Below are 25,127 nucleotides of genomic sequence, written 5' to 3'. Positions count from 1 at the left end.
GTAATCAATTCTCTAGCGCTCAATCGTACCCATGCGCCGGATCTTCTTCTGAAGCAGCATCACGCCGTATAGAAGCGCCTCTGCGGTCGGCGGGCAGCCGGGCACGTAGATGTCGACCGGCACGACGCGATCACAGCCGCGCACGACCGAGTAGGAATAGTGATAATAGCCTCCGCCGTTGGCACAGGACCCCATTGAGATCACGTAGCGCGGCTCGGGCATCTGGTCGTAGATCTTGCGAAACGCCGGCGCCATCTTGTTGGTGAGCGTGCCCGCGACGATGATCACGTCCGACTGGCGCGGTGATGCGCGTGGCGCGAATCCGAAGCGTTCGGCGTCGTAACGCGGCATCGACATCTGCATCATCTCGACCGCGCAGCAGGCGAGCCCGAACGTCATCCACATCAGCGAGCCGGTCCGCGCCCAGGTGATCAGCTCCTCCGCCGTCGCCGTGAAGAAGCCCTTGTCCGCAAGATCGTCGCGGATCGTCATGAAGAACGGATCGCAAGTGTTGTCCGGCCGTCCCTCGCCCGGCCGGCCAGATCCAGGCCGGTCAAGCGAAGGGCCTGAGCTGCCGACGTGCGGAAAATTGTTTGTCATTCGTGTCCCTGAGCGCTGCGGCCGTTTGGCGATGCGACCACCCGCTCCGGGAAACAGTGATTTGCATGAGGCGTTCCTGCGGCGGGAGGAGGATTTGCGTTCTGTTATCGCAGGTTAGCTTCGGGTCCGACGGCCGGAACCCGGCGTTGGCGTCGTGGATCACCCTAGGAACGATCCACCAAAACTGCGGTTGGCGGCGACAGGGCCTCGTGAAATGGAGAACATGAAATGACGAACGCAGCCCGCGATACATTCGTGGTTGGGTTACGCAATGCGCATGCCATGGAAGTGCAGGCGCGAGAGTTGATGGAACGTCAGTCGGAACGACTGGACGAATATCCCGAGGTCAAGGCCAAGGTCGCCGCTCACCTTCAGGAGACCAACGAGCAGCTGAAGCGGCTGGAGAGATGTCTGGAAGCCTGCGGCGAGAGTACCTCCAGCCTCAAGGATACGACGCAATCCATGATGGCGAACATGCAAGCGATGGCACACTCTGTTGCCGGCGACGAGATTCTCAAGAATACGTTCGCCAACAATGCCTTCGAGAATTTCGAGATCGCTGCCTACAAGTCTCTGCTCGCCCTCTGCGGCGCCGCTGGGTTCGCGGAGGCCAAGGAGCCGCTTGAGGCATCGCTGAAGGAGGAGCAGCGCATGGCCGCCTGGATCGACTCAAACGTCGAGAAGGTGACAATGGAATATCTGGCGCATCAGCGCCAGGCAGCCTGATCGAACATCACACCCGCAAGGGCGAGACCAGCGGCTACGGCCGCTGAGTCCCGCCTGCGTTCTCATATGGGCTCGCAGGACCGAAACCCTCTCATCCACGTTTTGGGTGTCATGGCGCATATCATCTTCAGCGACTACCGCAATCCTGCTGCCGAACAGGCCTATGAGATCGCATGGGACTTTCTGGCCCGCAGTGGGGCGATCCACGATGAGTTCGAGGCGTGCGTGTTTCTGGCTCAACGCATCACCATGATGGTCGAGGAAGGGCAGGCAAACCGAATCCGGATGGCCAATCGCGCGATCTCCGAATACCAGTACCATCTCGAGAACCTCTGCAAGCCGGCCCGTGGCGCGGCTGCTTCACGCGCTTGAGGGCTCGCGCGGGTTCGTGGGCTGTTACTGCCGATCTGCGATCGCGAGCTGGCCGCGTGCCCCGGTACGTCCGCTCCTCCGCGGTGCAATGGCCGGGACCAGTGCCGGCGCTTCGCCGGCCATGCGCATGGCGAAATAATCAATCGTCGCGCGAAGACCATCCTTGAGCGCCACGCGCGGGCGCCACCCCAACGCCTTCACGGCCGTGTCAATGACGGGCTTGCGGCGCTTCGGATCGTCTTTCGGCAGCTCCTCGAACCGGAGCGGGGAGGCTGATTCCGTATACGCCAGCACGTCGCGCGCGATCGCCTCGATCGTAACCTCGTGCGGATTACCCAGGTTGCACGGTCCGGTGACTGACGATGAGCTCTCCATGAGCAACTGGAGGCCACGCACGAGATCGTCGACGAAGCAGAAGCTCCTGGTCTGCGTACCACCTCCATAGATCGTGATCGGCTCTCCGCGAAGCGCCTGCACGATGAAGTTGGAGACCACGCGTCCGTCGTTCTCCAGCATCCGGGGTCCGTAGGTGTTGAAGATGCGCGCGACCTTGATTTCGACCCCGTACATGCGATGGTAATCAAACATCAGCGTTTCGGCGGCCCGCTTGCCCTCGTCGTAGCAGGCCCGGGGCCCGATCGGGTTGACATTACCGAGATAGCTTTCCGGCTGAGGATGGACCTCTGGATCACCGTAGATCTCGCTGGTCGATGCCTGCAGCACCCGGGCGCCTTTCCGCTGCGCGAGCTCCAGCATGTTGATGGTGCCGAGCACGCACGTCTTCATCGTGCCGACCGGATCCTTCTGGTAATGACGGGGCGACGCCGGGCAGGCGAGGCTGTAGATCCGGTCGATGTCGCCCTCGATCTCGACGGGATCGCGTACGTCATGTTCGATGAAGCGAAAGTTCGGATGATTGAGCAGCGGCCGGATGTTGTCGATCCTTCCCGTAAACAGGTTGTCGAGGCAGATCACGGTGTGGCCGCGCTGCAAAAGCGCGTCGCAGAGGTGGGATCCGATGAAGCCGGCGCCTCCGGCCACCAGAACGGTGGGAGAGCGGCGGGACGCGTTGATGCGGGTCTGAACTGTCATGGTGCTGCCTTTCAGATTTGAGCGACCTGCATGGGACGCGAGGCGGGAAGTTGCGGTGCTTTCCGGCGGCGACGTACCGATGCCTCGGCGTAGTAGGTCTCCACTTGCCGGGCGCGATGGTCGGAGGTGTGGTCGGCCAGAACGCGGCGCCTTGCGTTTTCCGCGATCGTGCGCCTTTGCTCCTCGGGCATGTCGCGCAGGATCTCCACGACGTCGCGTGGGCTCGATGCGAGCAGGATTTCCCGCGAAGGCTCGAAGACGGTCTCGATTCCAGGCCACCGGTCCGAGATGACGGGCGTGCCGCACGCGGCCGCTTCGAACAGCCGAACGCTGGGCGAGAAGCCGAGCGCACGCATGTCGGCGCGGGTGGCATTTAGCGTAAAGCGTTGCTCCGCGTAAAATCCCGGATGATGTCTGGGCGTGAGGTGCTCGATCCGGGCGACATTGGCGGGCCAGACCACCTCATCAGGATATTGCGCCCCGGCGACGACGAATTGCTCGCGTGACAGAGTGCGAGCAGGGGCGAGCAGCAACTCCTCCAGAACCGGTTGCCGGTCCTCGCTGTAGGTTCCGAGATAGCCCAGTGCCCATTTCTTCTCCGCGCGTTGCGGCGCGTAGATGTCGGTGTCGGCACTGCAATACAGCACCCGAGCCAACGGACTGCCATAGTTCTCCTCGATCATGCCGGGCACCGGGCCGCCGGCAAAGGACAGATAAAGGTCGAAGCGCGGGATCATCGCCGCGGAAAGGTAGTCCAGGCCCTGCTCGAGCTTCGCAAACGTGACCGGCGTGTCGATGTCGTAGAAGGCGGTAATCCCCCGGGCATGGGTGGTGATCCATTCGGAGATCGCGATGCCCTCAGGCACGTAGGAGCCGATGACCACCAGATCGGCGTCGCGGATCATCTTGCCGAAGCGCTGCGGGATGTCCTTCAAGGATTGATAAAGCTCGACGGTCCAACCGGAAGGCTTGGCAAGATCACGATGCTCGCGATACCAGGGGACGTCGCGTTCCAGAAACGTGACGTGGTGACCTCGTCGTGCCAGGGCTTCGATCAGGGCGCGGTAGGTCGTGGCATGGCCATTGCCCCAGGACGAAGTAACCGAAAGACCGACGACAACGATGGTGAGCTTCATTCTGCTGCCTCGATTCGCGAACTGCTTGCGGCAAAGAGATCGTTGAACTGGCGCGCGCGCTGCCGGTAGGTGTGATGGCTCAGAATGCGCGCACGAGCGCGCGCTGCGATGGCCCGAGCCCGGTCGGGGCGCAGTGCGGCAAGATGCTCGGCGACCTCCGCCCCGCTCGCGGCCACCAGCACCTCGCGATCTGGCTCGAGAAAATGATCGATGCCGTCCCACTGGTCGGTGATCAGGCAAGCTCCGGCACCGATGGCCTCGAACACGCGCGTTGGCGGCGAGAAGCCGTAGCGCGCCATGCTGTCGCGATTGACGTTCAGCGTAGCGAGACCGGAGCCGAAAAAGGCGTTGTGGTCGCCGGTCCCGACATGCCCGACCTTGTGCAGATTGGCTGGCGTGTCTTTGGAGTCCCACCCCGATCCACCGAGCACGAACGTTTTGTCGGGCAATTGGCGTGCGACATCGATGAAGAACCGCTCGACGCGCTGCTCGCGATCGGGCAGGCGGTTTGCCAGCAGGCTCAGATCGCACGTGAAGCGCACATTGGGCGGCGCCGGAAAGTGCGTGGCGGGGTCGAGCGCATTGTAGATCGGCACGCAGTGCCGCGCGCCGATGCCGCGATAGGCGGATACGACGGCATCGCCGCCGCCATAGGTCAAAACCATGTCGTAGGACCGGATCGCATGGCGGAGATGATGGTCTGGATTGTCCGCCACCGACTCCAGCGTCGCGGGGGCATCGACGTCCCAGTAGATGCGCATTGCATTCGACGGGACGTCGGCGACCGCGTTCTCCAGCTCAAGATCGAAGACGCCGACGCCGCTGGCCTTGACCAGCATGTCGGCCGAGCGGGCGGCGTCCTCAAGCGCGCTTCGCCAGCCGTCGGGCGTTGCGGCGTAGACCACCACCTTCGCCCAGTCGGGATCGTCGATGTCGCGATGGGCCTGGCGCTCGAAGGCATCCGGCTCGTAGAATGTGACGTCGTGGCCGAGGGCCGCAATCTCCTTCAGCATGCCGCGGTAATAGGTGGCGGCACCGTTCCAGTAGGATGAGACAAGGCTGGATCCGAAGAAGCAGATCTTCATGCGGAGGCTCCGATGTATCGCAGGGGCTGTGTGGAGTGGCCTGAGGCCCTGAGGTCCTGCACAATGCCGACAAGCTGCTCCGCCCGGTGACGGCAGGTGTGACGCTCCTTGATCGTCCGGAATCCGGTCTCCACGGTGGCGGACCATAAGTCCCGGTCGTCGAGCAGCGCACGAAGCGCCCGCTTCATTTCGGTGCCGTCGGAAGCGCTGAGATAGGCACCTTCCGGGAACAGTCCTTCCGCGTCTGACCAGGGGGCCGAGACCAGTGGAATGCCGCACGCCATCGCCTCGAAGACGCGAATGGTCGGAATGCCCGGAAGCAAGCGGACATAGGGGCCGCGGGGGACGTGGACAGTCGCACGTGCGCCAGCGAAAGCAATGGGAGCCCAGTGCGCGGGCAGCCAGCCGCCATACCGAATACCTGCGGCCTGAATGGTGGCGAGGGCTGGGTCCGAATAGCGGACGCCATAGACCCCCGCGCGCAGCTTCAGCTCGGCCACGGGTTCGACCAGAAATTCGTTGAGCTCGGCACTGCGTTCGCCGTCGCCCCAATTGCCGATCCAGACGACATCGTCGGTGCGCTCGATATGCGGCAGCGGATGATACAGGGCGACATCGGCCGCCTCGTGCCAAGTAAAGGCCCGGTCGGCCCAGCCGAGCTTCAGATAGATTTGGCGAAGCACCTCGCCAAAGGCGAGCACACCGTCGAATCCGTCGAGGTCGAACTGCGCAAGTTCGTCCGGTGCGCTGACGGCGCGATGATGGGTGTCGTGGAACAGCAGCGTAAACGGAGCGCCGTGAGCCCGTCTCGATCCGATGTCTGCGATCAGATCAGGTGAATTCCATTCGTGGACGACGACGAGATCGGCGCCGTGCAGCGCCTCATCGAGATCAAGGGAGGCATCATAGCGGCGGATGCCGATGCCGGGAAACAGCGTTGGAATATCCTCCATGGTCTGATTGCCACCCTCGCGGATCGCATTCAACCGGCTCCAGCCGTCGATCGGCTCGAACACGACGACCTCATGACCGAGCGCGTGAAGTTCGCGGGCATAACCGCGCAGGAAATGGGCATTGCCGTTGTTCCAGCAGGAGGTGAACGCGTGGTAGAACAGAACGCATTTCATGCACGGACCTCCATGGGGGCGGGCGCGTGATGGACGGCAAGCAGCTCCTCGTACAGGCTGAGATAGGCGCTCGTGGTTCGGGTCAGCGAGTAGGTCAGGGAATGCTCGAAGGCGGCACGTTGCAGCCGCACCCGCTCGCGATCGTCGGTGCACAGACCTGCGAGCGCTCGATGCAGCGCCTTGCTGTCGGTGGGATCGACGAACAGCGCGGCCCCACTCCATAATTCCTTGAAGGTCGGAATGTCGGACAGGACGAGGGCACATCCCGCGGCCGCGGCTTCCAGAACGGAGAGGCCGAACGGCTCATAGAGCGCGGGGCTGGCGAAGATGGCAGCGTGCTGCAAGTGCGCGCGCATGGCTTCGTGAGACAACTGCCCGAGCCAGGTGACGGAAGCCGAAGGGCACTCATCAGCCGGCCCGGCGACCTGAACGGGCCAGTCCAGTCCAGGCGCCGCGGCCGCCAGGACCTCGATGTTCTTGGCGCGGTCCCAGAGCCGGCCCGCTGCAAAGATCATGTCTTGCTTCCGTCCCGCGAGGCCCTGAGGCTCAATTCCATTCCAGATCACGATGCCTCGCGAGCGAGGCCGATAGATTTCCGCAATGTCATCGTGGAAGGACTGGCTGGGACAAACCCAGGCCTGTGCCGTGTCGAATGCGGCCGTCACCCGTTCGGTGTAGCCGCGCCATTTCGGTTCGCCGAGCCAGCTCGTATCGCGGCACGCGAGCCCCCAGGAGTTGACGCAGGAATGCGCGACGACCACCACTGGAGCGCGCCAGGCGAAGTTCGCTTCGCGAAAGCTGTTGAGGTGAACGACGTCAGGCCCGATTTTGGCTTCGAGCTTCGCAAGGACGCGCCTGGCCTGGGACAGATATTGTCCTTCCGGATCCTGCCATTCGAGTGCAAGGTCCCTTTCGATCAGGCGGACCCGCGAGCCACCGAGCATCTCAAGCTGGCCGGCCCGCGCGCGCGGACCCATCGTCACCAGGGTGACGTCGGCCCCCTTCGCTGCAAGGGACGAAGCCAGAGATGACGAATAGGTCCAGACGCCTCCGACGGTATCGGTCGTCATCAGGATCCTGAGCTGCGAGCTGCGGCTCATGATGCCACCTGCAGTTCGAGAGCCTCGAGCGGGACCGGGCGATCGTTCTGCACATCGCTGAACTGGTCGAACATCGCGAGATAGTGCCGGTGTGCGCGTTCCCAGGCGAAATCGTCGGGCTCGCCCCACAGCTTCCGATAATCCGGCGAGCCGGGATAAGGATAGAGCGGGACCGGATCGTTGGCCCAGATGCCGGCATCCTGCATGGTGCGGCGCCAGCGCTGCACGATGGGATCCTCGTCCTCGGGCACTTCGATCAAATTGGCCTGCACGAAGGGGACGTGACGGCGCGCTTCGACCAGCCGTTCGGCGAGCTGGTCGGTCGTCATCTTGCAGTTCTTGGCGAGCGCGGCGCGGCCCTCGACCGTGAGGCTCTCGATGCCGGCTTCAATCGAGACGCAGCCGGCGCGGCCGAGCAGAGCCAGCATGTCCGGCTTCCAGAGGTCGATGCGGGTCTGCACCCCGAACTTCAGCCCGCGTGTGGCCAGCCCTTCCAGCAGTTCCTCGTTCGGAAGAAATATCTCGTCGATGAAATAGACATATTCGATGCCTTGACGGCGCAGGCCCTCGATCTCTTCAAGAACGATGGTGGCAGGCCGCTTGCGGTAGGCGTTGCGGAAGTTCTCCTTGGCGCAGAACGTGCAGTTGTACGGACATCCCCTGGACGCCTCGACCTCGGCGCCCGGCGCCTGCGGCTCGGCTTCGAAACGGTGGTGGTGATGGTGGTGCCGTCGGATCATCTCCTCCGGCCAGTCAAGCGGCGGCTGATCCTTGAATGCGACCGCCTGCGGGCCGCCATTGACGCGGAGCGACGCGCCGTCGGCAAAGCACAGGCCCGGAAAGTCCCGCTCACCATTGGCAAGACGCAATAAGGAGGCCTCGCACTCGCCCATCACAACGATGTCGGTGCCGAGCTTTCGAAGCGCCGCTTTTGGCACGGTCGAGCCATGGGGGCCCACCGCGACGAGGATCGGAGCCAAGTCGCGCACCGCCCTCGCAAGCTCCTGCGGGACGCGGAGCTCGGGAGGGGCACAGCGCCAGAACAGATAGGTCGGTGCCGTCGTGATGACGATCTGGTCGGGGCCGAACGCGCGCAGCTCGGCTTCGATATCGGCGAGAGAAAGGTCGAACATGTGGGAGTCGAGCAGCAGCGTCTTGTGCCCGGCCGCCTTCAAATAATGCTCGGAGATCCCGAGTTCGAGCGGAAGGTGAGGGGATCGGCAGCCGAAATAGATGCTGCCGCCAAAATCCCAGTTCGGGTTGATGAGGGCAACACGCGTCATGCCAGCGCCTCGCGGTTGCCTTGTGACGATCCGAACCGGCCGTCCAGCCAGGTGTGAAGGGATCGGAGGCCGTCTGCGAACGAAACCTGAGGCGCCCACCCGAGCGCGCTGGAGAGCGCGCGCGTGTCGGTCACGTACCAGGGCTGATCGCCGGGCCTCCAATCGGCAAAGCGATAGGCCACCTTGCGGCCGGTCAGATCGGTGATGCGGTCGATCAATTCCAGCAGACTGATCGCGTTGGCCGGACCGCCGCCGAGATTGAAGACGCGTCCACGGGCGAGCGCGATGCCATCGAGCACGGCCAGCCAGGCGGACGCCGCGTCGAAGACGTGAAGCGCATCGCGGACCTGATGGCCGTCGCCATAGATCGTCAGCTCTTTGCTGCGGATGGTGCTCAGCAGGAAATGCGCGATCCAGCCCTGATCCTCGGTGCCGAATTGACGGGGCCCATAGATGCAACTCATGCGCATCACCACGGTCTGCAGGCCGTACACCCGCGCATAGTCGTGGACGTATTGATCCGCCGTTCCCTTGGAGCATCCATAGGGACTGTAGAAGTCGAGCGGCGCATTTTCCGAGATGCCGGCGGCGAGCAGGCCGCTTGTCGGCGTGTAGCGGCGGCCGGCGAGCGCGATCTCGCCATCGTCGATCAGGCGTCCGTAGACCTTGTTAGTCGAGGCGAACACCACCGGCGCGGCGTTGTTATGGAGGCGCACGGCTTCGAGCACGTTCAATGTGCCCCGCGCGTTGATCTCGAAATCGGCGGCCGGATCGCTCACGCTGTCGGTGACGGCGACCTGGGCGGCCAGGTGCAGCACGGCGCGGGCTTCGCGTACGGCGTCGATCACCGGGATCGGCTCGCGAATGTCGGCCACGGTGATTGTGACCCGGTCGCCATGCCGGGACTTCAGCCACTGCGCATTCTCCCGCACGCCGGCGCGGGCGAGGTTATCCAGGATCAGCACCGGCTCGCCGCGCTCCGCGAGGCGGTCGGCAAGGTTGCACCCGATAAACCCGCAGCCGCCGGTGATCAGGACGGGTCTGTTGTCTCCTTCACTCATCACGCGACCAATCCTCGTTGCTGCAGCTCCTTGGTGGCCCGCTCCGCCTGATCGTCGGCGATCTGGTCGGCGAGATATTCCGCCAGCTCTTCGAGCCCATCCCTGAATGCGACGCGAGGCTCGAAGCCGAGCACGTCGCGGGATTTTCCCATGTCGGCGAAGCAGTGCCGGATATCCCCGGCGCGATACTTCCGCGTCAGCTCGGGCGCAATGTCGCGGCGCCCCATGACTTCGGCTAGATCCTCCGCGACCGATAGAATGGTGCGACTCTGGCCGGAGCCGACGTTGAAGACGTCCTGCGCGTGCTCCGCCTCCAGCGCCATCCGGCAGGCGCGGGCGACGTCATGGACATGGACGAAGTCGCGGCGCTGCCGGCCGTCCTCGAAGACGAGGGGAGGACGGCCGTTGAGCAGCCGGGCGGCAAAGATGGCCAGCACGCCGGTATACGGATTGGACAGGGCCTGACGCGGTCCGAACGCATTGAAGAAGCGTAGCGCCACCGTCGGGATGCCATAAGCCTTGCCTGTGATCAAGCACATGCGCTCCTGCGCATATTTATTGAGCGCATAGATCGAGCTCAGCGAAGGCTGCTTTGTCTCCGGGGTCGGAACAGGATCGAGCGGGTTGCCGGTTGCATCGCGCAGCTCCCAATCGCCTCGGCGAAGCTGCTCGACCGCCCGCTCCTCGCAGGCGACCACGCTCTGATCGGCGCTCCGGTAGAGGCCCTCGCCGTAAATACTCATGGACGAGGCCACCACGAGCCGCGCGACCGGGCGCTTGGACAATGTCTGCAACAGCACGGCGGTGCCGAGCTCGTTGGTCCTGACATAAGGTTCGATGTCGTACATGCTCTGGCCGACGCCGACTGCTGATGCGAGATGCAGGACCATGTCGGTGCCGCGCAACGCATGATCGACCGCGAGAGCGTCGGTGACGTCACCGACGACGAGCTCCGCGTCTTTGGCAAGGTAGGCGGGACGCTGGCGGTTGCCTCCGTGGACCTGCGGCGAGAGATTGTCGAGCAGGCGGACTTCATAGCCGCCCGCAAGCAGCGCGTCGGCCGCATGCGATCCGATGAATCCCGCACCTCCAGTGATCAATACTCGCGTCATTCACCGCTCCGTGCCGCCGTGAGATCGATCCTGCGGGATCAATCCGTGATGAGAATGAAAGCGCGCTGCTGTTCTGGTCGGGCGACCGGCGCGCCAGTCACATTTGGGAGTAGAAGCGATGCAAGGAATGTTCGTTCCTGCGAAACCTACAAACGAATATTTCTCTAACCTGGATCAATAACCCAGGTGAATTGCCGGGTGCAGCGGGCTAGAAATGCACGCCGTGACCTGGCGCCCGCAGTTCGAGATGCCTAGAGACCGCTGCGCCGATGTCCGCAAATCCGGCGCGCTTGCCGATCGAAGAAGTTGAGCGCGGGCTCCATGCCAAAATCGGCACTTGCTCCCGCGTGTGGTCGGTACCGCTCCAGGTCGGGTCGCAACCATGATCGGCCGTGATGATCAGGAAATCATCGTCGCGCAGGCGGTTCAGCAGATCCGGAACGCGCGCATCGAATGTTTCGAGCGCCGCTGCATAGCCCGCAACGTCGCGCCGATGGCCGTACAGAGTGTCGAAATCGATGAAGTTGGCAAACAACATCCCGCCCTCTGCGAGAGAGGCCAGCCCATCGAGCGTGGCATCGAACAGCGCCTGGTTGCCATCGCCGCGCAGGTTCCTCCCGGTCCCGCGATGAGCGAAGATGTCGTCGATCTTTCCGATCGTGACGATGTCACGGCCTGCGCTTTCGGCAAGATCGAGGATCGTCCGCTCCGGCGGCGGGACCGAAAAGTCCTTCCTTTGCGATGTCCGCTTGAAGCCACCCGCCGACGTACCGATGAAGGGACGTGCGATGACGCGCCCGATGTTGAGGGGATCGACCAGTCCGCGGGCAATGCGGCAGACCTCATAGAGGCGTTCGAGTCCGAACGTCTCCTCGTGCGCTGCGACCTGAAACACGCTGTCGGCCGATGTATAGCAGATCGGTTCGCCCGTTCTGATGTGATGCTCGCCGAATTCGGCGATGATCTCTGTGCCGGAGGCGTGACAATTCCCGAGGATGCCGGGCAATCGCGCCTGTTCGCACAGGCGCTCCATCAGGTCGCGCGGGAAGCACGGCTTGGTTCTTGGAAAATAGCCCCAGTCGAACGGCACCGGAACGCCGGCGATCTCCCAATGACCGGATGGTGTGTCCTTGCCTTTGGAGGTCTCGCTCGCACAGCCAAATCGCGCATGCTCAGGACGGCCATCGAGCCCCGGCGGCACGCGCCCGGTGGCGAGACGGCAAGCCTGGCCAAGTCCGAGCGCAACCAGATTGGGTAGCCGAAGCGGCCCCTCCCGGCGTGGTCCGTCGGCATTGCCGGCCATGCACATCTCGGCAATGTGGCCGACAGTATCGGCGCCCTCGTCGCCGTAATTGATGGCATCCGGCGCGGCGCCGATCCCGACGGAGTCCATCACCAGGATCAGGGCACGCATGTCGGCTCCGAGATGGCCGGGCGCGAAGACGCGGACGGCGCGAGTCCGGTTTTCGCGCAATAGCGTTCGACCATCTGTGCGCAGAAATCCGCGAACTCGTTGACGTCGAGCGGCGGGCTGGTGTGATGAGGCTCGATACCTCGATGTTCGGGGGTGAAGCAGAAGGTCACGGTGACCTGAAACTCGGCCAGCGCGTCCATCTGCCGATCGAACCAGGCGAGCGCATTGGGACGGAAGCTGTCGGCCCAGGACAGGCCAGTCCTGAGATGCTGCACGCCGAGCCGGCGCATCCAGCGCACGGCGTCGTCGAGGCGGTGGTCCTCGAAGTGAAACCACTGGCACAGGCCCATCGCAGGCACATATTGGCTGAACAGGCCCGCGGCAGCTTTCGGCGTGCCGTCCTCGCGCAGCAGCCCCATGTGGAAATGCCGATAGTAGGAGGAACCTTCAGCTTCCTTGTGCCGCGTCGTCGCCTCCCAACTGGAAGGAAGATCGTAGAGGCTGTACCAGTGAATCCGCGGCGCCCGGCCAGTCAACAGCTCGGCGGTCCGCGTCAGTCCCCAGGCCTGCACCTCCTCGGCACCGAAGGACGAGACTCCCACCTCGCTCACCCACACCGGCAGGGAAGTGACGGCCTTGATCTCGTCGATCTTGGCCGGCCATTCTGCGATCTGCCACAGGTTCCAGTCGAGCGGAAAGCCATGCACGGCCACGGCATCGACATGATCGAGCACGCCGCGCGCCTGCATGTTGCGGATGAAGGACGGATCGATCGGCGATATGCCGCCGAGCAGGCGCGGGAGTGTGGGATGCGCGCTGCGGATCGCCTTTCCCGCAGCGAGCGCCAGGCTCGCGAACATGGTCCAATCCGGATCGATCAGGATGTCCCAGTGCGACTTGTTGTTGGGCTCGTTCCAGATCTTGGCGGCTTCGATCATCGGCCGGTCTCCCGCGACGGATAGACCGGACCTTCCGCCTGCGGCCTTGCTACCCGCTTGCATAGATAGACTTCGTCTTCCGGATGCGCCGCGATCGCAAAGCCGGCGCTGCGCAGCATGGCTTCGGCGCAGGCGCGGTTCGGCACCCACCAATTGGTGGGGTCGTCGGCATATTTGTTCTCGATGAAGTGCAGCTTTGGATAGCCCGGGGAATCGAACTGATCGGTGGTCCAGAAGTCGTAGTTCTTGTCGACGCAATCCACGCGGCTGTCGCCGCGCTGCATCGACTGGAACAGCAGGAGATCGCCGGCCACGTGCTCGTGGATCAGATCGAGTGCCAGCAGAGGGTGCCGCAGGTGGTAGAGCACGCCCATGAAGATCACGAGATCGAACTTTTCGCGCAGCTGTCCGACGTCGTAGGCTGACATCTTGCGGAATTCGATCCTAAGCCCGTTCACCTCGGCCGCGAAGCGGGCTTGTGCGAGATATTCGTCGTCAGTGTCCAGGCCGAGGACGCGCTCGGCGCCGCGCCGCTTCATCTCCATGGCGTAGAAACCGGCGTTGCAGCCGATATCGAGCACGGTCTTGCCCTCGAGGCGGTCCGGGATGATCCCGGAGAAGCGGCGCCATTTCACGTTGGGATAGTCGCCGAGAAAGTGTGAAGGCGCGGTCGGCACGCCGTTCAGGTCCAGATTGTGAAACCATGGCCCGAGCGCATCGATGCGCTGGCGGATTTCCTCGCGGGAGAGGGCGCCTCTGCTCATGCGGTCACTCCATTGTTCATTGCGTGGGCCGGGCGGGCTGCCTCCGGCGAACCGCCGGCCAGCAGTCGAGAGCGTCCGTTCCCGACGGAGCTTTCGGCGAGCAACGTCATTGCCGTCCGGTAGCCGTCGATGGTGCCGACGTCGACATAGGATTCGCCGGCCTTGACGCCGAGACCCTGGCCGCCGGCCGCGATGTAGGCGTTGACGAGCGTCCCGAAATATTCATCCCGGCGCTCGCGCTTCGTCCACAGCGACTGTAGCTCGCGAAATCCGTTGCCGGACATCTTGAAGGCGCCCCATATCCATTTCGACGCCGCATCCGGCTGCTTGACCTGGATCTCCGTGACGCGATCCCCGTCGAGCACGACGGCATCGAAGAACTCGGGGTGTTCGACCGGAAACAGCAGAAACGACAGGTCAGCGGCCGGCAGCGCCTGCAGGGCGGCCTTTGGGAACCAGACGGTATCCGGAAGTCCGACCAGGATGTCTTCGTTGTGGCCAACCACCGTGCCCGCCCTGAACACGGCATCGCACAGCCCCGACGCATCGGGCTGCACGACATAGGCGAGTTGAGCGCTGCCGTAATGATCGCCGAAATATTCGAGGATGTCCGATTTGCCGGGGGAAATCACGAAGCAGATCTTGTCGGCACCCCCAAGGATCAGCCGCTCCAGCAGATATTCGGAGACGGCGCATGGACGATCGATGCCGTCGTCCCGTTGGCTTCCGACCGGAAGCAACTCCTTGGAGAAGGCGAGCGGCTGGATGCGGCTGCCGCGGCCCGCGGCCGGAACGATGCCCCACATGATCAGGCCTCCTCGGGTTGCTGTCGGCGCGCGCTGAGGGATGCCGTCTGCTCGAGCAGCGAAATCAGTTCGGCAGCGCGCTTGTCGGATGTGTGCTGATCCATGGTCCGCTCATATGCGCGCCCGGCGATGTGCTGAAGGTCGGCGTCGGCCATCGTCAACGCAGCAAGCGTGTCCTTCGCATCGTGTGCGATCAGGATTTCCTGGCCGGGTACAAAGAATTCATCGAGTCCCGGCCAGTCGTCGCTGAGGAGCGGGGCCTTGCAGGCAGCGGCTTCGAACAGGCGGCCGGAGGGACACCAGCCCATCTCCGCCATGGCGCGGCGCGTGACGTTGAGCGTCAGCCGGGACGACGCAAAGAACGACGCGTGCTCAGACGGCGGCAAGTGCTGCACGAAGTAGATGTTTGGCGACCAGGGAAAATCTTCCGGGTACTGTGCACCCCCGATCAGGAAACGCCGATCCTGCCTGTTGCGTGCGGGTTCGACGAACAGAGCCTCGAGCGCGCGCTGGCGATCCTGCGAATATGTGCCGAGATAGGACAAATCCGCACGGTAATGCGGCTGCGACGACACCGGTCGATGGGTGTCCGTATCGACATGGCCGTAGAGCGGGCGGACATTGCCGGCGCCGAGCCTGTCGCGAAATTCGTTGCAGATGCGTGGACCGCCGGTGAAGCTCAGGACCAGGGCGAAATCCCGCAGGCCCCGCGGCCCGATATAGGGAACGGCCTCGCCGGCCATGAGCTTCGCCAGCGTGACCGGCGTGTCGAGGTCGTAGAACACGGGCACCGCGTGGCCCTCGGACAGGGCAAGTTCCGTCGCGGCGATCGCGTCGGGACAATAGGAGGTCACGATCGCGACATCGGCATCACGAAGGTCGCTGCGCGCCAGAGGAAGTACATCGTCCCAGTTCGAGAACAGGCGCAATTGGCCGCCGGGCACTTCGTGCAAATCCCGCGCGCCGGCGTAATAGGGAACGTCGCGCTCGAAAAAGACGACGTTGTGGCCGGCTCGCGCGAGATGCTTGCAAAGCCCTCGCCACAAGGTGGCGTGACCGTTGCCCCAGGATGAGGAAATTGTCAGGCCGAAAATCACGATCTTCACGCTGGCACCCGCTGATTGATCACGGTGATCTTGAGTCCGCGATTGTCCACGCTGAGGGTGCTGACGCTGCCGGGGTCGATCTCGATCGAGAGGAAGTCGTCCAGCTCTTTCCGGGAATAATGCAGCAGCGCCGCGCGGATCGGTTCGGCGTGGCTGACGGCGACGACGACCGTGCCGCTACCATGATCGTTGCGCAGCTGCTCCAGATGGGCGACGACGCGCCTCTGGAGCGACCGCATGCTTTCGCCGCCCGGCGGGCGGTTCGTTCCGCGTTGTTCGTTCCAGCGCGACCATCGGGGGTCTCGGGCGAGTGCCTCGAACGACAGTCCGGTCCATTCGCCGTAGTCGAGCTCGTCGAGTGCCGGCACGATCTCCACCGGCAAGCCGAAGCGTGCGGCCAGGATGCAGGCCGACTGCATGCAGCGCCGCTGCGGGCTCGACTGAACCATGTTCGGCGGCGGCGTGAAGGTATCGGCACATCGCACGATTTCCTCGCAGCCGAGATCATCGAGCTCTACGCCTTTCATCCGGCCACAGAGCGTGCGGCCGAGCAGGGCATGATGCCCGTGGCGGATCAGATGAATGATCTTCGCCATCAGGTGTACGCCTTGTCGTCGATGAAGGCGCGCGTTCGCCGTCCGGCTTCCTCGTCCGTGAACTGCTGAGGCGGCGACTTCATGAAATAGCTCGAGGGGCCCGTCAGCGCGCCGGCTTGCCCGCGGTCCATGGCAAGCTTGGCGCAGCGGACCGCGTCGATCACGACGCCCGCCGAGTTTGGAGAGTCCCAGACCTCGAGCTTGACTTCCGCGCTCAAGGGAACACCGCCGAACGTCGTGCCCTCCAGGCGGATAAAGGCCAGCTTGCGGTCGGTCAGCCACGGCACATGGTCGCTCGGGCCGACATGGATATTATCGGCATCCATGGGCACGTCGAACTGGCTGGTCACGGCCTGGGTTTTGGAGATCTTCTTTGATGTCAGCCGCTCGCGCTCGAGCATGTTCTTGAAATCGGTGTTGCCGCCGACGTTGAGCTGGTAGGTTCTGTCCAGCCGCACGCCGCGTTCGCGGAAGAGATTGGCGAGCACCCGGTGCAGAATGGTGGCGCCGACCTGGCTCTTGATGTCGTCGCCGACGATCGGCAGGCCTGCATCCTCGAATCGCCGCCGCCAGTCGGGATTCGAGGCAATGAAGACCGGGATGCAATTGACGTAGCCGCAGCCGGCCTCGATCGCGCGCGCGGCGTAAAATTCGCTCGCTCGCTGCGAACCGACGGGAAGATAGGACACAAGCACGTCCGTGCGCGAGGTCGCGAGCACTTCGGAGACGTCGGCTTCCGGGACATCCGCAATCGGGACGTCGTCCTTGAGATAATGGCCGACGCCGTCCATGACCGGGCCGCGGTGGACCATGACGCCGGTGGCTGCGACGTCGGAGAAGCGGTGCGTATTGTTCGGCGCTGCGAAGATCGCCTCCGCCACGTCGCGTCCGACCTTGCCGGCATGGACGTCAAAAGCCGACGCGACCTGAATGTCGCTGATGTGGTAGCCGCCGAGATCGGCGTTCATCAGCCCAGGCACCGGCTCGTTCGATTTGGCGTCCCGGTAATAGGAGAGCCCCTGAACGAAGGAGCTCGCACAATTGCCGACACCGACGATGCCGACGCGCACGCGCCGCCTGTCCTGAAGACGAGAATGCATGGATCTAGGCCCTCCGGAAGGCATTGCAGCGCTAAGGCATGCAGCGTTGAAGAGATGCAGTGTTGACGTAAGTACGTCGGCGAACGTGAGGAACGTATGTTCGTTCCTGAACTCACGGCACTATGTCCGCTCACGTCGGATTTCGGCCGAAAAAATTTCGCGCGCTTAACCTGGGATAGAATCCCGGGCAGTTTGGCGGGAACGAAACGCTTCCATGATGAAGATGAAGAAGATGATGCTTTGAGAGAGTCCGGCCTACGAAAGAACAAATCCTCGCGTCCGGCGTTCACGGCGAAACAGTCTGACGCGAGGGCCGATCCGTCGCTCGCTCCTTGTCAGAAATCGAGGTGTCACATGTCATCCAAATCACAAACCAGCGAAGCCCAGCAGACCACCAGCCATGACGTGATCCGGAAATGGGCGGAGGAACGCGGCGGAAAGCCCGCGACGGTCAAGGCTACCGAGGAGGACGGACACGCCGGCATCCTGCGCATCGATTTCGATCCGCCCGACGAAGGGCTCGACCGGATCAGCTGGGACGAATTCTTCGCCAAGTTCGACGAGACCGGCATTGCGTTCCTCCACCAGGACCGCACCAAGGACGGAAAGCCGAGCCGCTTTCACAAATTCGTTCGGCGTTGATCGGATCACCGCGGGTGTCGGGCGGTTGGACGGAGGCGATGCGGGCAGGCGAATTCGAACGCGCCTGGGCGATCAACGATCGCGATCTGGCAACGTTTGCGTATCCACCCAAGCATACCGGGCCTCGTCACCTCCAGCGCATCTGGCGCGGCGAGGAGCTGAGGGGCAAGGATGTACTGGTCCGCTGTTACCACGGGCTCGGCGACACCATCCAGTTCCTGCGCTTCATGCGACCGCTTCGTGACGTCGCGCGCCGCGTCACGGTCTGGTGCCAGGGCGAGCTTCTGCCGCTGGTCGAGCGAGCGGCAGGCGTCGATCGGGCTTTTGCGCTCCATGATGGTGCACCTGAGATCGACTTCGAGGTCGATATCGAGATCATGGAGGTGCCGCATGCCATAAGGGCGAGGCGGGAGCACGTCGAGATGCGTGCATCTTACGTATCGCTGCCGCGGGCGCTCGAGCAAGTCCGAGGTCTTGAAGTTGGAGCTCTTGCCGTCGGCCTGGTTTGGGAAGTCGGCAACTGGGACAAGCGAAGGACCATCCCGCCGTCCCTGCTAGGGCAACTTGCCGTTCCCGGAGTGACGCTCTGCTCGCTGCAACGCGGGGCCCGAACGCGCGAACTGGCCGAGATCGACGCGAAGGACGTCAGCACGCCTGACATTACGGTTCTCGGTCGTCTCCTCCAGCGGCTCGATCTCCTCATTTGCGTTGATACCATGGTGGCCCATCTTGCGGGAGCGCTCGGCTGTGACGCGTGGGTCTTGTTGCATGCGGATTGCGACTGGCGCTGGCCGTCATCCGAGTCCCGTTCCCTTTGGTATCCGAGCCTGCGGCTGTTTCATCAGAGGACATCAGGCAATTGGGATGACGTCCTTGGAGAGGCGCGGGAGGCCCTGATTGCACGCTCCGCAAGTTTCCAACGTGTCGTCCGAAAGGGGCTCAAGCGAGCGCAAGGTCCGCCGTAAGTGGCCGGAGCCGCAATGACGACGCATCGTCGCGGCTGGACTGAATGCCCAGGTAAGTCGGATCGAATCTTGCGAGCCGCACGAGTCCCGGCCAGTCCGTAATCGTTACCGTCTTACCCTGCCATTGCAGGAGGTTGCATCGTCGCAGCTCCTGAATCGTGCGGTTGGCGTGGACCGGGGAGATGCTGCATGCTGCCGCAAGGTCCGATTGGGTAAAAGGTGATGGCAACCTGAGATCTCTCGCCAAGCCGACGCTTTGCAGGCGGATGGTGATCTCGCACAGCAGATGCGCCACACGCGTCAATGCATCACGGCTACCCAGGTTCACTGTCCAGTTGCGCTGAATCGCGTGGCTGGTGAGCAGCATCAGCAGCAATGCGCGAGACATCGCGGGCGAACGCGCGGACAAATCGTGGAAGAAGCGGTGGGGCACGAGAGCGACGATGGCAGGCCCGAGCGCGATCAAATTGCCGTCAACGCGAGGACGATAAAGTGTGTGCAGATCGGCGATGTCACCGGGAACATGGATTGACGTGATCTGCCCGTCCGCACTCTCTGCATCCTGCCAGGACAGATATCCCTGAAGGAGCAGACAGCACTGGCTGGCATCATCGCCATGCCGCAAAACGGCCTGACGCGAACTTAGATGCGCGATTGTGCTTGCCATGTCCGCGAGCAGGTGGAGATCGTCGGCCGTTACGGGAGTGAGGCTCGCCAACCGGTCGGCGAGCTTGGAGAACGCAAATCCTGCCTGCATTGGTCGCCTAACAACTCAGAACCCGTCCCCAATCTGATCGATGAGAACGACAGAGCGCATTAAACTTTGATAGTTTCACTCCATGCAGGTCATTGTTTGTCTGCCCAGCATGCGCCCGGAAGTCGGAGGAACCATCGGTCTAAATGGTTCCGGAACAGTAGACGGCGCATGCGATCGTCCTCAAGGATCGGACGATTCGGGAACCGGAAGCGCGAGGAGCGCTCAGGCGAAGCCCCAGCGATTTCGCGGCGGGATCCGCGGAGATCGCGCTAGTCATGCTCATACTGTTTCGAGAGAAACTGATTGATCGCGTCGAACGCCTGCAACCGGTTCTTCTCCAGTAGCACCGTGTGAGTGCCTTCGCCGATCTCGACCCATCGCCGATATTACGCGTGTTTGTGCGCACCGAAATCGGCGTGCGGGACGCGTCCCCTACTCCAAGTCCACGCCGAGGGCACTGGGCGTGCCTATCAGCTGGTCACATGCTCCGCTGTGCGAGGTAGACAAGAGGTGCGATTCCGACCGTCCATGGCGGTTTTGACCCGCCACGGCTCTCGCCGCGACGGCGACGCATCATTTCCTGATCGTCCCCTATGGAGGCTCGTTCTGAAACTTGACGCGTGCGCAATCAATTGGGTTGTCAGCGTTGCCGCCATCGCGCAGGCGCCAGGCCGAATTCACGCCTAAACGCCCGGCTGAATGCTTCTCCGGATCCGTAACCCACTTCCTCTGCGATTTGGTCGATGGGCTTGCGTGTTTCTCGTAGGCTCACCTTGGCTGCCTGAAGCCGCCAGATGGTCAGATACCGGATTGGTGGCACCCCGATCAGGGTTGTGAAGCGGTCGACGAAGGCGCTCCGCGACATCGAGACTTCTCTCGCGAGGGACTCCGCGGACCACGGCAGCCCGACGTTATGATGAATGGAGGCGAGCGCGCGTCCGATTTGCGGATCGGCAATCCCCTTCAGCCATCCCCCATCTTGATCGGTGTATGTCACGGAATACTGGCGCATCGCCTCTACGAACAGCAGTTCGGAAAGCCGAGACATCAGGTTTGACGAGGCGAACCTGCCGGCCGTCAGTTCGCCGGCTGCATATCGCACTGAAGCCTCGATCCAGTCGCGTGCGACGCCCTCGCGAATGTCGAGCTTCAGCACTCTTGGCAGGGCCGCGATCAACGGATTATAGGTTTCCTCGCTGCCGAGAAACCCGCACACGATTTGCGCCGGCTCACCGCCTCCGCCGTGCAGAATTTTTGCCAGCCCTCCATCCACTGAGGGCTGAATGAGATGACGCGCGCTTGTCGGTACCAGACCCGCGTCGCTGGCCAGCGTATGAACATCGTTTCGCGGCAGCAGTACGATTTCCCCGGCCCGCACTTCAATGGTGGGTTCACCATCGACGCTGAGCAATAATTTTCCCGCGATGACGAAGTGGTAAGCGATCAACAGCGACGGTTTGTCTGCGAAAGTCCCGCAGTCCTCAGCGACGATCTGGGTATGCACGCTCCACGGCGCGGTGAAACGCGCATCCAGAAAGATCCCGCCAGTCAGGCGAACCGATCGAAGCACTTCCGATAGCGGATCGATCATTAGGCTAATCTCAGATTTGGACGATCGGTCAACTGATCCGGCTGGGCGATCATTCACCGTGGCGGTCCCCGCGCTTATACGGGGCTCATGAATGAACTGCCAAGCAACCGATTCCTCCACGTTTCCTTGAGACGCTGTCCAGACGGTCAGGCGGACGCGGAACCGGTTGCGGAAGAACGGAAAAGCGGGACGCCACGACGGGGTTCCGGATGGCAACCAAGCAGACGGACATCTAGATCATGAGCATCGCGCAGGCTAACGCAACCGTCACTCCGTATATCGATTTCTGGAACGCAATACTGGCTCCGAAATTCAATGCGTGGCGGCACATCCTCGCCGGCGGCCTTCACCTGCATGGCGCTAAAGTATTCCCGTCGCTGCCGATCAGAGCCGGCGGCAGGGTCCTGGATGTGGGATGTGGCTGGGGCGACACCGCAATTGAACTTGCGCGGCGCGTCGGACCGGCCGGATCCGTCCTCGGCCTCGATTGCTGCAATGCCTTCCTCGACGTCGGCCGCGCAGATGCGAAGGAGGCAGGGGTGACCAATCTCAGCTTTCTCGAAGCGGATGTTCAGACCCATCCGTTCGAGCCGGTACATGATTTGTGCTTCTCTCGCTTTGGAACCCAGTTCTTCGAAAACCCAACGGCTGGCTTGAGCAACATGCGATTTGCGCTCAAGCCGGGTGGACTGATGACGATGGTCGTCTGGCGCGAACGGGCGGACAATCCGTGGCTTACACTGTCGAAGGAGGTTCTGCTTCGTTACCTGCCCCCCGTCAGGGAAGACGCCGCAACCTGCGGCCCCGGACCGTTTTCCATGACCGATCCCGAGGCCGTGACTCGGCAATTGATGATTGCCGGCTACAGCGGCATCAGGTTCGAACGGATCGATGCCGAAGTCCTGGTCGGGCGAGATCTTGACGAAGCGGTCGCGTTTCAGCTCGCGATCGGTCCCGCAGGGGAAGTCTATCGCGAAGCCGGCCCGAAGGCTGCTCGCCTGTTTGATACGCTGGTGGCGGCCTTGAAGGACGAGTTGAAACAATTCGTCCGCCCTGAAGGCGTGATGATGAATTCAAGCTCTTGGATGGTCACCGCGCAGAATCCGGGATCACCGCAGCGGCCCCGGGGGTGACGTACCCGCGCCGGTCGCTGCTCGAAATCTCTCCATTGTAAGCACCGCCGCAGCCGCCGCGATCTGACGAATCGATGCAAAAAAATTGAACTCTCTGGGAGAAGATTGATGGCGGGTCTAGTTGCGGTCCTCTACGGCACTGCCGCTTACGGGGTGACGCTGATCGCGTTGCTCTATCTCATTGGCTTCACCGGGAACCTGGTCGTTCCAAAGTCTGTCGATTCCGGGGCCATTGGTCCGGTTCTGCCAAGCATTGTTATCGATGTGCTGCTAATCGGACTGTTCGCGATCCAGCACAGCGTGATGGCGCGTCGGGGCTTCAAGCGCTGGTGGATGCGAATCGTGCCGGCTTCGGTCGAGCGCAGCACCTACGTGCTGTTCGCCAGCTTTGCACTGCTGTTGCTGTACTGGCAGTGGCAGCCGATCCCCACGCCGGTCTGGACCGTGAGCCACCCGGTCGCGGCGGGGGCAATCGACGCCATCTTCTGGCTGGGTTGGGTCGTGCTGGTGGCCAGCACGTTTCTTCTCAATCATTTCGAGTTGTTCGGCCTCAGCCAGGTGTTCATGCGCCTGTTCGGTAAACAACCGTCCGAAGCCAGCTTCCGCACGCCGTTGCTCTACCGGTATGTCCGCCATCCGATCTATCTCGGCGTCCTGCTCGCAGTCTGGGCCACGCCTGCGATGACGATCGGTCATCTGCTCTATTCGCTTGGCATCACCGCCTACATTCTGATCGGCATTCAGTTGGAAGAGCACGACCTGATCCAGCAGTTCGGCGACCGGTATCGCCGCTACCGCCGTCATGCGGCCATGCTCGTCCCGCTTCCAGGCCGAAGATTCGCTGCTTCCGAGGACGCCGACATCTGACCCAAGACGCTCGTCAAGACAGGCCAATCAGTCAGCAAGCAGGGTGGATTGAAAGAGCCTGGGCACAAGCTATCCGCGACTGGCACTTGCTGGGCAGGCCTTGATTGCCGCCCGCGCCAAGTGTCGCGCTATTTGGCGGGGTTCCAGGGCGGCGCGTTGTCCGTTCGCAGCCGTATCGACACGGGCGGGGCGGCGTGCGCATCGCGTTCTGATCAACTCATTTTCAACCTGAAGCGTCCGGCCAAGATGTCACCGATCGCACTGATCATCCTCCATTTGAAGGATGGCCGATATTCCCCGCGGCCCCGCTGGGACACGATCAAAATGATTTGAGCGCGACACCGGCTCGATATCAGCGGAAAAGCTTAAAGTTGGTTCATAGCTATCCTCATACCGGGGCGCGTCGTCGAATGAACAGGGTTTCACATCCGCGGTCGGCTTCGGAATCGTCGCAAGACAATTCAGATGATCAGCAGCAACTGAGCGACCTGATCAGCGTCATCTACGATGCCGCAATCGATCCCTCTCGTTGGGAAGACGCCATCGTCAGCATCGTGCAATTCGTTGGCGGCGCGGGAGGCGGGCTGTTCTGCAAAGACATTGGTGTTCAACACGCCACGGTGCCCCATCGCTTCGGATTTGACGTGCCGTTGCGGGTCGAACTTTTTCGGCAGATTTATTCCTCCGCGGAGGGTCACTTTCTCGGTGACCTCGAACAGCCGGTCGCGACGACCGATTTGATGTCCTTCGCAGCACTCACCCAGAGTGAACTATACCGGCAGTGGGCCGAGCCCCAGGGGCTTGTCGATTTCGTCAGCGCGGTTGTCGACAGAACCACGGTCAGCACAGCCATTTTTGGGGTCTTCCGCCACCGGCGAAATGGGATCGTAGACGAGCACGCGCGCCGGCAAATGAGGCTGATAGCGCCGCATGTCAGGCGTGCCGTCGTGATCGGGAAGATGTTCGAGTTCAAGGCCGCTGAACTCGCGACGTTCGTTGACACGTTGGACGGGCTCGGTGCCGGCATGTATCTCGTCGATCCCGGTGGACGTCTCATTCACGCCAATACGGCCGGGAATGCCATTCTCGACGCCCGCGATATTTTGAGTTCGGTGGGTGGGCGGCTGGTCGCCAGCGATCCGCAGATCGATCGCACCCTACGAGATGTCTTCGCCACCGCGGGGCAGGGCGATGCCGCACTTGGTATAAGGGGCATCGCGGTGCCGCTGACCGGCAGGGAGGGCGACCGCTATGTGGCCCATGCATTGCCGCTCACGTCAGGCGCGCGTCGGCGGGCCGGTATTGTTTACACCGCCACGGTGGCCTTGTTCGTTCGCAAGGCGTCGCTGGCCGTCGCTTCTGTTCCCGGAGCCATCGGCAGCGCGTTCAAGCTGACGCCGACCGAGCTTCGCGTGTTGCTGGCCGTCGTCGAGGTCGGTGGCATTCCCGAGGTTGCTATGGCGTTCGGGGTCGCGGATAGCACGGTTAGGACGCATGTCAGCCGGTTGTTTGAAAAAACAGGTGCCGCGCGCCAGGCGGATCTCGTCAAGCTGGTTGCAGGCTATACGACGCCGCTGGCCGAATAGGAGAGAGGTCGCTCGTTGCAGCACCCAGAAGCAGCAAATATTTGCGCGCTCCTCCCACGTTCGCAGGACGACACCCAAGCAGCGGTTGTTCAGGATGGCATGCGTCCCGCCGGCACGCAGTGGGGTAGGTGATCAGGCGTCCCTGCCTCGCCGCATCTGGACAGGAGT

Annotated in this window: 25 protein-coding genes; 7 read left to right on the top strand and 18 right to left on the bottom strand. The window is 62.7% G+C overall.

From position 1 onward, the window contains the following. Positions 1-12 precede the first annotated feature (12 nt). On the bottom strand, positions 13-600 hold the full coding sequence (locus IVA75_RS16795) for an NADH-quinone oxidoreductase subunit B (protein ID WP_276577094.1): 588 nt from the start codon (positions 598-600) through the stop codon (positions 13-15). Between the two features lie 228 nt (positions 601-828). Here IVA75_RS16795 and IVA75_RS16790 point away from each other — a divergent pair, with 228 nt between their 5' ends. Together IVA75_RS16790 and IVA75_RS16785 are read left to right on the top strand one after the other, a co-directional pair. Continuing rightward, positions 829-1,326, top strand: coding sequence for a ferritin-like domain-containing protein (locus IVA75_RS16790; RefSeq protein ID WP_247290810.1), 498 nt, complete (start codon positions 829-831; stop codon positions 1,324-1,326). A gap of 111 nt (positions 1,327-1,437) precedes the next feature. Then, the gene (locus IVA75_RS16785) at positions 1,438-1,698 is read left to right on the top strand and encodes a hypothetical protein (RefSeq protein WP_247290808.1); all 261 of its coding nucleotides are present in this window, start codon (positions 1,438-1,440) and stop codon (positions 1,696-1,698) included. A gap of 24 nt (positions 1,699-1,722) precedes the next feature. Here IVA75_RS16785 and IVA75_RS16780 read toward each other — a convergent pair whose 3' ends face one another. From IVA75_RS16780 to IVA75_RS16710, 15 genes are all read right to left on the bottom strand, one after another. Next, a complete protein-coding gene (locus IVA75_RS16780) occupies positions 1,723-2,790 on the bottom strand; it encodes a UDP-glucuronic acid decarboxylase family protein (protein ID WP_247290806.1) in 1,068 nt (355 codons plus the stop codon). A gap of 11 nt (positions 2,791-2,801) precedes the next feature. Further along, complete coding sequence (locus IVA75_RS16775) at positions 2,802-3,926, bottom strand: glycosyltransferase (RefSeq protein WP_247290804.1); 1,125 nt, start codon at positions 3,924-3,926, stop codon at positions 2,802-2,804. Further along, on the bottom strand, positions 3,923-5,011 hold the full coding sequence (locus tag IVA75_RS16770) for a glycosyltransferase (protein ID WP_247290802.1): 1,089 nt from the start codon (positions 5,009-5,011) through the stop codon (positions 3,923-3,925). Before IVA75_RS16770 ends, IVA75_RS16775 begins: the two co-directional genes overlap by 4 nt. Next, a complete protein-coding gene (locus tag IVA75_RS16765) occupies positions 5,008-6,138 on the bottom strand; it encodes a glycosyltransferase (protein WP_247290800.1) in 1,131 nt (376 codons plus the stop codon). Before IVA75_RS16765 ends, IVA75_RS16770 begins: the two co-directional genes overlap by 4 nt. Then, a complete protein-coding gene (locus IVA75_RS16760; RefSeq protein ID WP_247290790.1) occupies positions 6,135-7,238 on the bottom strand; it encodes a glycosyltransferase family 4 protein in 1,104 nt (367 codons plus the stop codon). The genes IVA75_RS16765 and IVA75_RS16760 overlap by 4 nt, the downstream gene beginning before the upstream one ends. Further along, positions 7,235-8,521 (bottom strand): TIGR04295 family B12-binding domain-containing radical SAM protein, encoded by a 1,287-nt coding sequence (locus IVA75_RS16755; protein ID WP_247290788.1) that lies wholly within the window; start codon positions 8,519-8,521, stop codon positions 7,235-7,237. The genes IVA75_RS16760 and IVA75_RS16755 overlap by 4 nt, the downstream gene beginning before the upstream one ends. After that, positions 8,518-9,582 carry a GDP-mannose 4,6-dehydratase gene (locus IVA75_RS16750; protein ID WP_247290786.1) on the bottom strand — a complete coding sequence of 355 codons (1,065 nt, stop codon included), beginning with the start codon at positions 9,580-9,582 and terminating at the stop codon, positions 8,518-8,520. The genes IVA75_RS16755 and IVA75_RS16750 overlap by 4 nt, the downstream gene beginning before the upstream one ends. After that, complete coding sequence (locus IVA75_RS16745; RefSeq protein ID WP_247290785.1) at positions 9,582-10,694, bottom strand: NAD-dependent epimerase/dehydratase family protein; 1,113 nt, start codon at positions 10,692-10,694, stop codon at positions 9,582-9,584. Before IVA75_RS16745 ends, IVA75_RS16750 begins: the two co-directional genes overlap by 1 nt. A 208-nt stretch (positions 10,695-10,902) precedes the next feature. Continuing rightward, a complete protein-coding gene (locus tag IVA75_RS16740) occupies positions 10,903-12,108 on the bottom strand; it encodes a phosphopentomutase (RefSeq protein ID WP_247290782.1) in 1,206 nt (401 codons plus the stop codon). After that, positions 12,096-13,046, bottom strand: a complete 951-nt coding sequence (locus IVA75_RS16735; protein WP_247290780.1) for a beta-xylosidase — start codon at positions 13,044-13,046, stop codon at positions 12,096-12,098. The genes IVA75_RS16740 and IVA75_RS16735 overlap by 13 nt, the downstream gene beginning before the upstream one ends. Next, positions 13,043-13,810 carry a TIGR04290 family methyltransferase gene (locus IVA75_RS16730; RefSeq protein WP_247290777.1) on the bottom strand — a complete coding sequence of 256 codons (768 nt, stop codon included), beginning with the start codon at positions 13,808-13,810 and terminating at the stop codon, positions 13,043-13,045. The genes IVA75_RS16735 and IVA75_RS16730 overlap by 4 nt, the downstream gene beginning before the upstream one ends. After that, the gene (locus IVA75_RS16725; protein ID WP_247290776.1) at positions 13,807-14,616 is read right to left on the bottom strand and encodes a nucleotidyltransferase family protein; all 810 of its coding nucleotides are present in this window, start codon (positions 14,614-14,616) and stop codon (positions 13,807-13,809) included. The genes IVA75_RS16730 and IVA75_RS16725 overlap by 4 nt, the downstream gene beginning before the upstream one ends. Before the next feature lie 2 nt (positions 14,617-14,618). Beyond that, a complete protein-coding gene (locus tag IVA75_RS16720) occupies positions 14,619-15,722 on the bottom strand; it encodes a glycosyltransferase (protein WP_247290774.1) in 1,104 nt (367 codons plus the stop codon). Further along, positions 15,719-16,318 (bottom strand): histidine phosphatase family protein, encoded by a 600-nt coding sequence (locus tag IVA75_RS16715; protein WP_247290771.1) that lies wholly within the window; start codon positions 16,316-16,318, stop codon positions 15,719-15,721. Before IVA75_RS16715 ends, IVA75_RS16720 begins: the two co-directional genes overlap by 4 nt. Beyond that, positions 16,318-17,418: an inositol-3-phosphate synthase gene (locus tag IVA75_RS16710; protein WP_247290761.1), complete on the bottom strand. Its 1,101-nt coding sequence runs from the start codon at positions 17,416-17,418 to the stop codon at positions 16,318-16,320. The genes IVA75_RS16715 and IVA75_RS16710 overlap by 1 nt, the downstream gene beginning before the upstream one ends. A 354-nt stretch (positions 17,419-17,772) precedes the next feature. Between IVA75_RS16710 and IVA75_RS16705 the strand changes: the two genes are divergently transcribed. After that, positions 17,773-18,060 carry a hypothetical protein gene (locus IVA75_RS16705; RefSeq protein ID WP_247290759.1) on the top strand — a complete coding sequence of 96 codons (288 nt, stop codon included), beginning with the start codon at positions 17,773-17,775 and terminating at the stop codon, positions 18,058-18,060. 38 nt (positions 18,061-18,098) lie between these two features. Further along, positions 18,099-19,025, top strand: coding sequence for a hypothetical protein (locus IVA75_RS16700; RefSeq protein WP_247290757.1), 927 nt, complete (start codon positions 18,099-18,101; stop codon positions 19,023-19,025). Here the strand turns inward: IVA75_RS16700 and IVA75_RS16695 are convergent. Together IVA75_RS16695 and IVA75_RS16690 are read right to left on the bottom strand one after the other, a co-directional pair. Continuing rightward, positions 19,000-19,782, bottom strand: a complete 783-nt coding sequence (locus IVA75_RS16695; protein WP_247290754.1) for a Crp/Fnr family transcriptional regulator — start codon at positions 19,780-19,782, stop codon at positions 19,000-19,002. The two genes, IVA75_RS16700 and IVA75_RS16695, sit on opposite strands and share 26 nt — an antisense overlap. Positions 19,783-20,422: 640 nt before the next feature. Further along, positions 20,423-21,373, bottom strand: coding sequence for an AraC family transcriptional regulator (locus IVA75_RS16690; protein ID WP_247290752.1), 951 nt, complete (start codon positions 21,371-21,373; stop codon positions 20,423-20,425). 239 nt (positions 21,374-21,612) lie between these two features. Here IVA75_RS16690 and IVA75_RS16685 point away from each other — a divergent pair, with 239 nt between their 5' ends. From IVA75_RS16685 to IVA75_RS16675, 3 genes are all read left to right on the top strand, one after another. Continuing rightward, positions 21,613-22,506, top strand: a complete 894-nt coding sequence (locus tag IVA75_RS16685) for a methyltransferase domain-containing protein (protein ID WP_247290750.1) — start codon at positions 21,613-21,615, stop codon at positions 22,504-22,506. A 108-nt stretch (positions 22,507-22,614) separates the two neighbouring features. Continuing rightward, on the top strand, positions 22,615-23,373 hold the full coding sequence (gene mddA, locus IVA75_RS16680; RefSeq protein ID WP_027566476.1) for a methanethiol S-methyltransferase: 759 nt from the start codon (positions 22,615-22,617) through the stop codon (positions 23,371-23,373). Between the two features lie 410 nt (positions 23,374-23,783). Continuing rightward, positions 23,784-24,959, top strand: coding sequence for a helix-turn-helix transcriptional regulator (locus IVA75_RS16675; protein ID WP_247290748.1), 1,176 nt, complete (start codon positions 23,784-23,786; stop codon positions 24,957-24,959). The last annotated feature ends 168 nt before the right edge of the window (positions 24,960-25,127 follow it).

Source organism: Bradyrhizobium sp. 134, from assembly GCF_023074155.1.
Classification (GTDB): domain Bacteria; phylum Pseudomonadota; class Alphaproteobacteria; order Rhizobiales; family Xanthobacteraceae; genus Bradyrhizobium.
Note: the sequence above shows the minus strand (reverse complement) of the source record. Positions and strands in the feature narration are given on the sequence as shown.

Coding starts and splice junctions, on each gene's coding strand:
- IVA75_RS16750 (WP_247290786.1), bottom strand. CDS start 9,582: ATGAGTGAAGGAGACAACAGACCCGTCCTGATCACCGGCGGCTGCGGG.
- IVA75_RS16790 (WP_247290810.1), top strand. CDS start 829: ATGACGAACGCAGCCCGCGATACATTCGTGGTTGGGTTACGCAATGCG.
- IVA75_RS16780 (WP_247290806.1), bottom strand. CDS start 2,790: ATGACAGTTCAGACCCGCATCAACGCGTCCCGCCGCTCTCCCACCGTT.
- IVA75_RS16735 (WP_247290780.1), bottom strand. CDS start 13,046: ATGATCGAAGCCGCCAAGATCTGGAACGAGCCCAACAACAAGTCGCAC.
- IVA75_RS16700 (WP_247290757.1), top strand. CDS start 18,099: ATGCGGGCAGGCGAATTCGAACGCGCCTGGGCGATCAACGATCGCGAT.
- IVA75_RS16710 (WP_247290761.1), bottom strand. CDS start 17,418: ATGCATTCTCGTCTTCAGGACAGGCGGCGCGTGCGCGTCGGCATCGTC.
- IVA75_RS16725 (WP_247290776.1), bottom strand. CDS start 14,616: ATGTGGGGCATCGTTCCGGCCGCGGGCCGCGGCAGCCGCATCCAGCCG.
- IVA75_RS16690 (WP_247290752.1), bottom strand. CDS start 21,373: ATGATCGATCCGCTATCGGAAGTGCTTCGATCGGTTCGCCTGACTGGC.
- IVA75_RS16740 (WP_247290782.1), bottom strand. CDS start 12,108: ATGCGTGCCCTGATCCTGGTGATGGACTCCGTCGGGATCGGCGCCGCG.
- IVA75_RS16770 (WP_247290802.1), bottom strand. CDS start 5,011: ATGAAGATCTGCTTCTTCGGATCCAGCCTTGTCTCATCCTACTGGAAC.
- IVA75_RS16685 (WP_247290750.1), top strand. CDS start 21,613: ATGAGCATCGCGCAGGCTAACGCAACCGTCACTCCGTATATCGATTTC.
- IVA75_RS16775 (WP_247290804.1), bottom strand. CDS start 3,926: ATGAAGCTCACCATCGTTGTCGTCGGTCTTTCGGTTACTTCGTCCTGG.
- IVA75_RS16760 (WP_247290790.1), bottom strand. CDS start 7,238: ATGAGCCGCAGCTCGCAGCTCAGGATCCTGATGACGACCGATACCGTC.
- IVA75_RS16705 (WP_247290759.1), top strand. CDS start 17,773: ATGTCATCCAAATCACAAACCAGCGAAGCCCAGCAGACCACCAGCCAT.
- IVA75_RS16675 (WP_247290748.1), top strand. CDS start 23,784: ATGAACAGGGTTTCACATCCGCGGTCGGCTTCGGAATCGTCGCAAGAC.
- mddA (WP_027566476.1), top strand. CDS start 22,615: ATGGCGGGTCTAGTTGCGGTCCTCTACGGCACTGCCGCTTACGGGGTG.
- IVA75_RS16765 (WP_247290800.1), bottom strand. CDS start 6,138: ATGAAATGCGTTCTGTTCTACCACGCGTTCACCTCCTGCTGGAACAAC.
- IVA75_RS16695 (WP_247290754.1), bottom strand. CDS start 19,782: ATGCAGGCAGGATTTGCGTTCTCCAAGCTCGCCGACCGGTTGGCGAGC.
- IVA75_RS16785 (WP_247290808.1), top strand. CDS start 1,438: ATGGCGCATATCATCTTCAGCGACTACCGCAATCCTGCTGCCGAACAG.
- IVA75_RS16745 (WP_247290785.1), bottom strand. CDS start 10,694: ATGACGCGAGTATTGATCACTGGAGGTGCGGGATTCATCGGATCGCAT.
- IVA75_RS16715 (WP_247290771.1), bottom strand. CDS start 16,318: ATGGCGAAGATCATTCATCTGATCCGCCACGGGCATCATGCCCTGCTC.
- IVA75_RS16755 (WP_247290788.1), bottom strand. CDS start 8,521: ATGACGCGTGTTGCCCTCATCAACCCGAACTGGGATTTTGGCGGCAGC.
- IVA75_RS16795 (WP_276577094.1), bottom strand. CDS start 600: ATGACAAACAATTTTCCGCACGTCGGCAGCTCAGGCCCTTCGCTTGAC.
- IVA75_RS16730 (WP_247290777.1), bottom strand. CDS start 13,810: ATGAGCAGAGGCGCCCTCTCCCGCGAGGAAATCCGCCAGCGCATCGAT.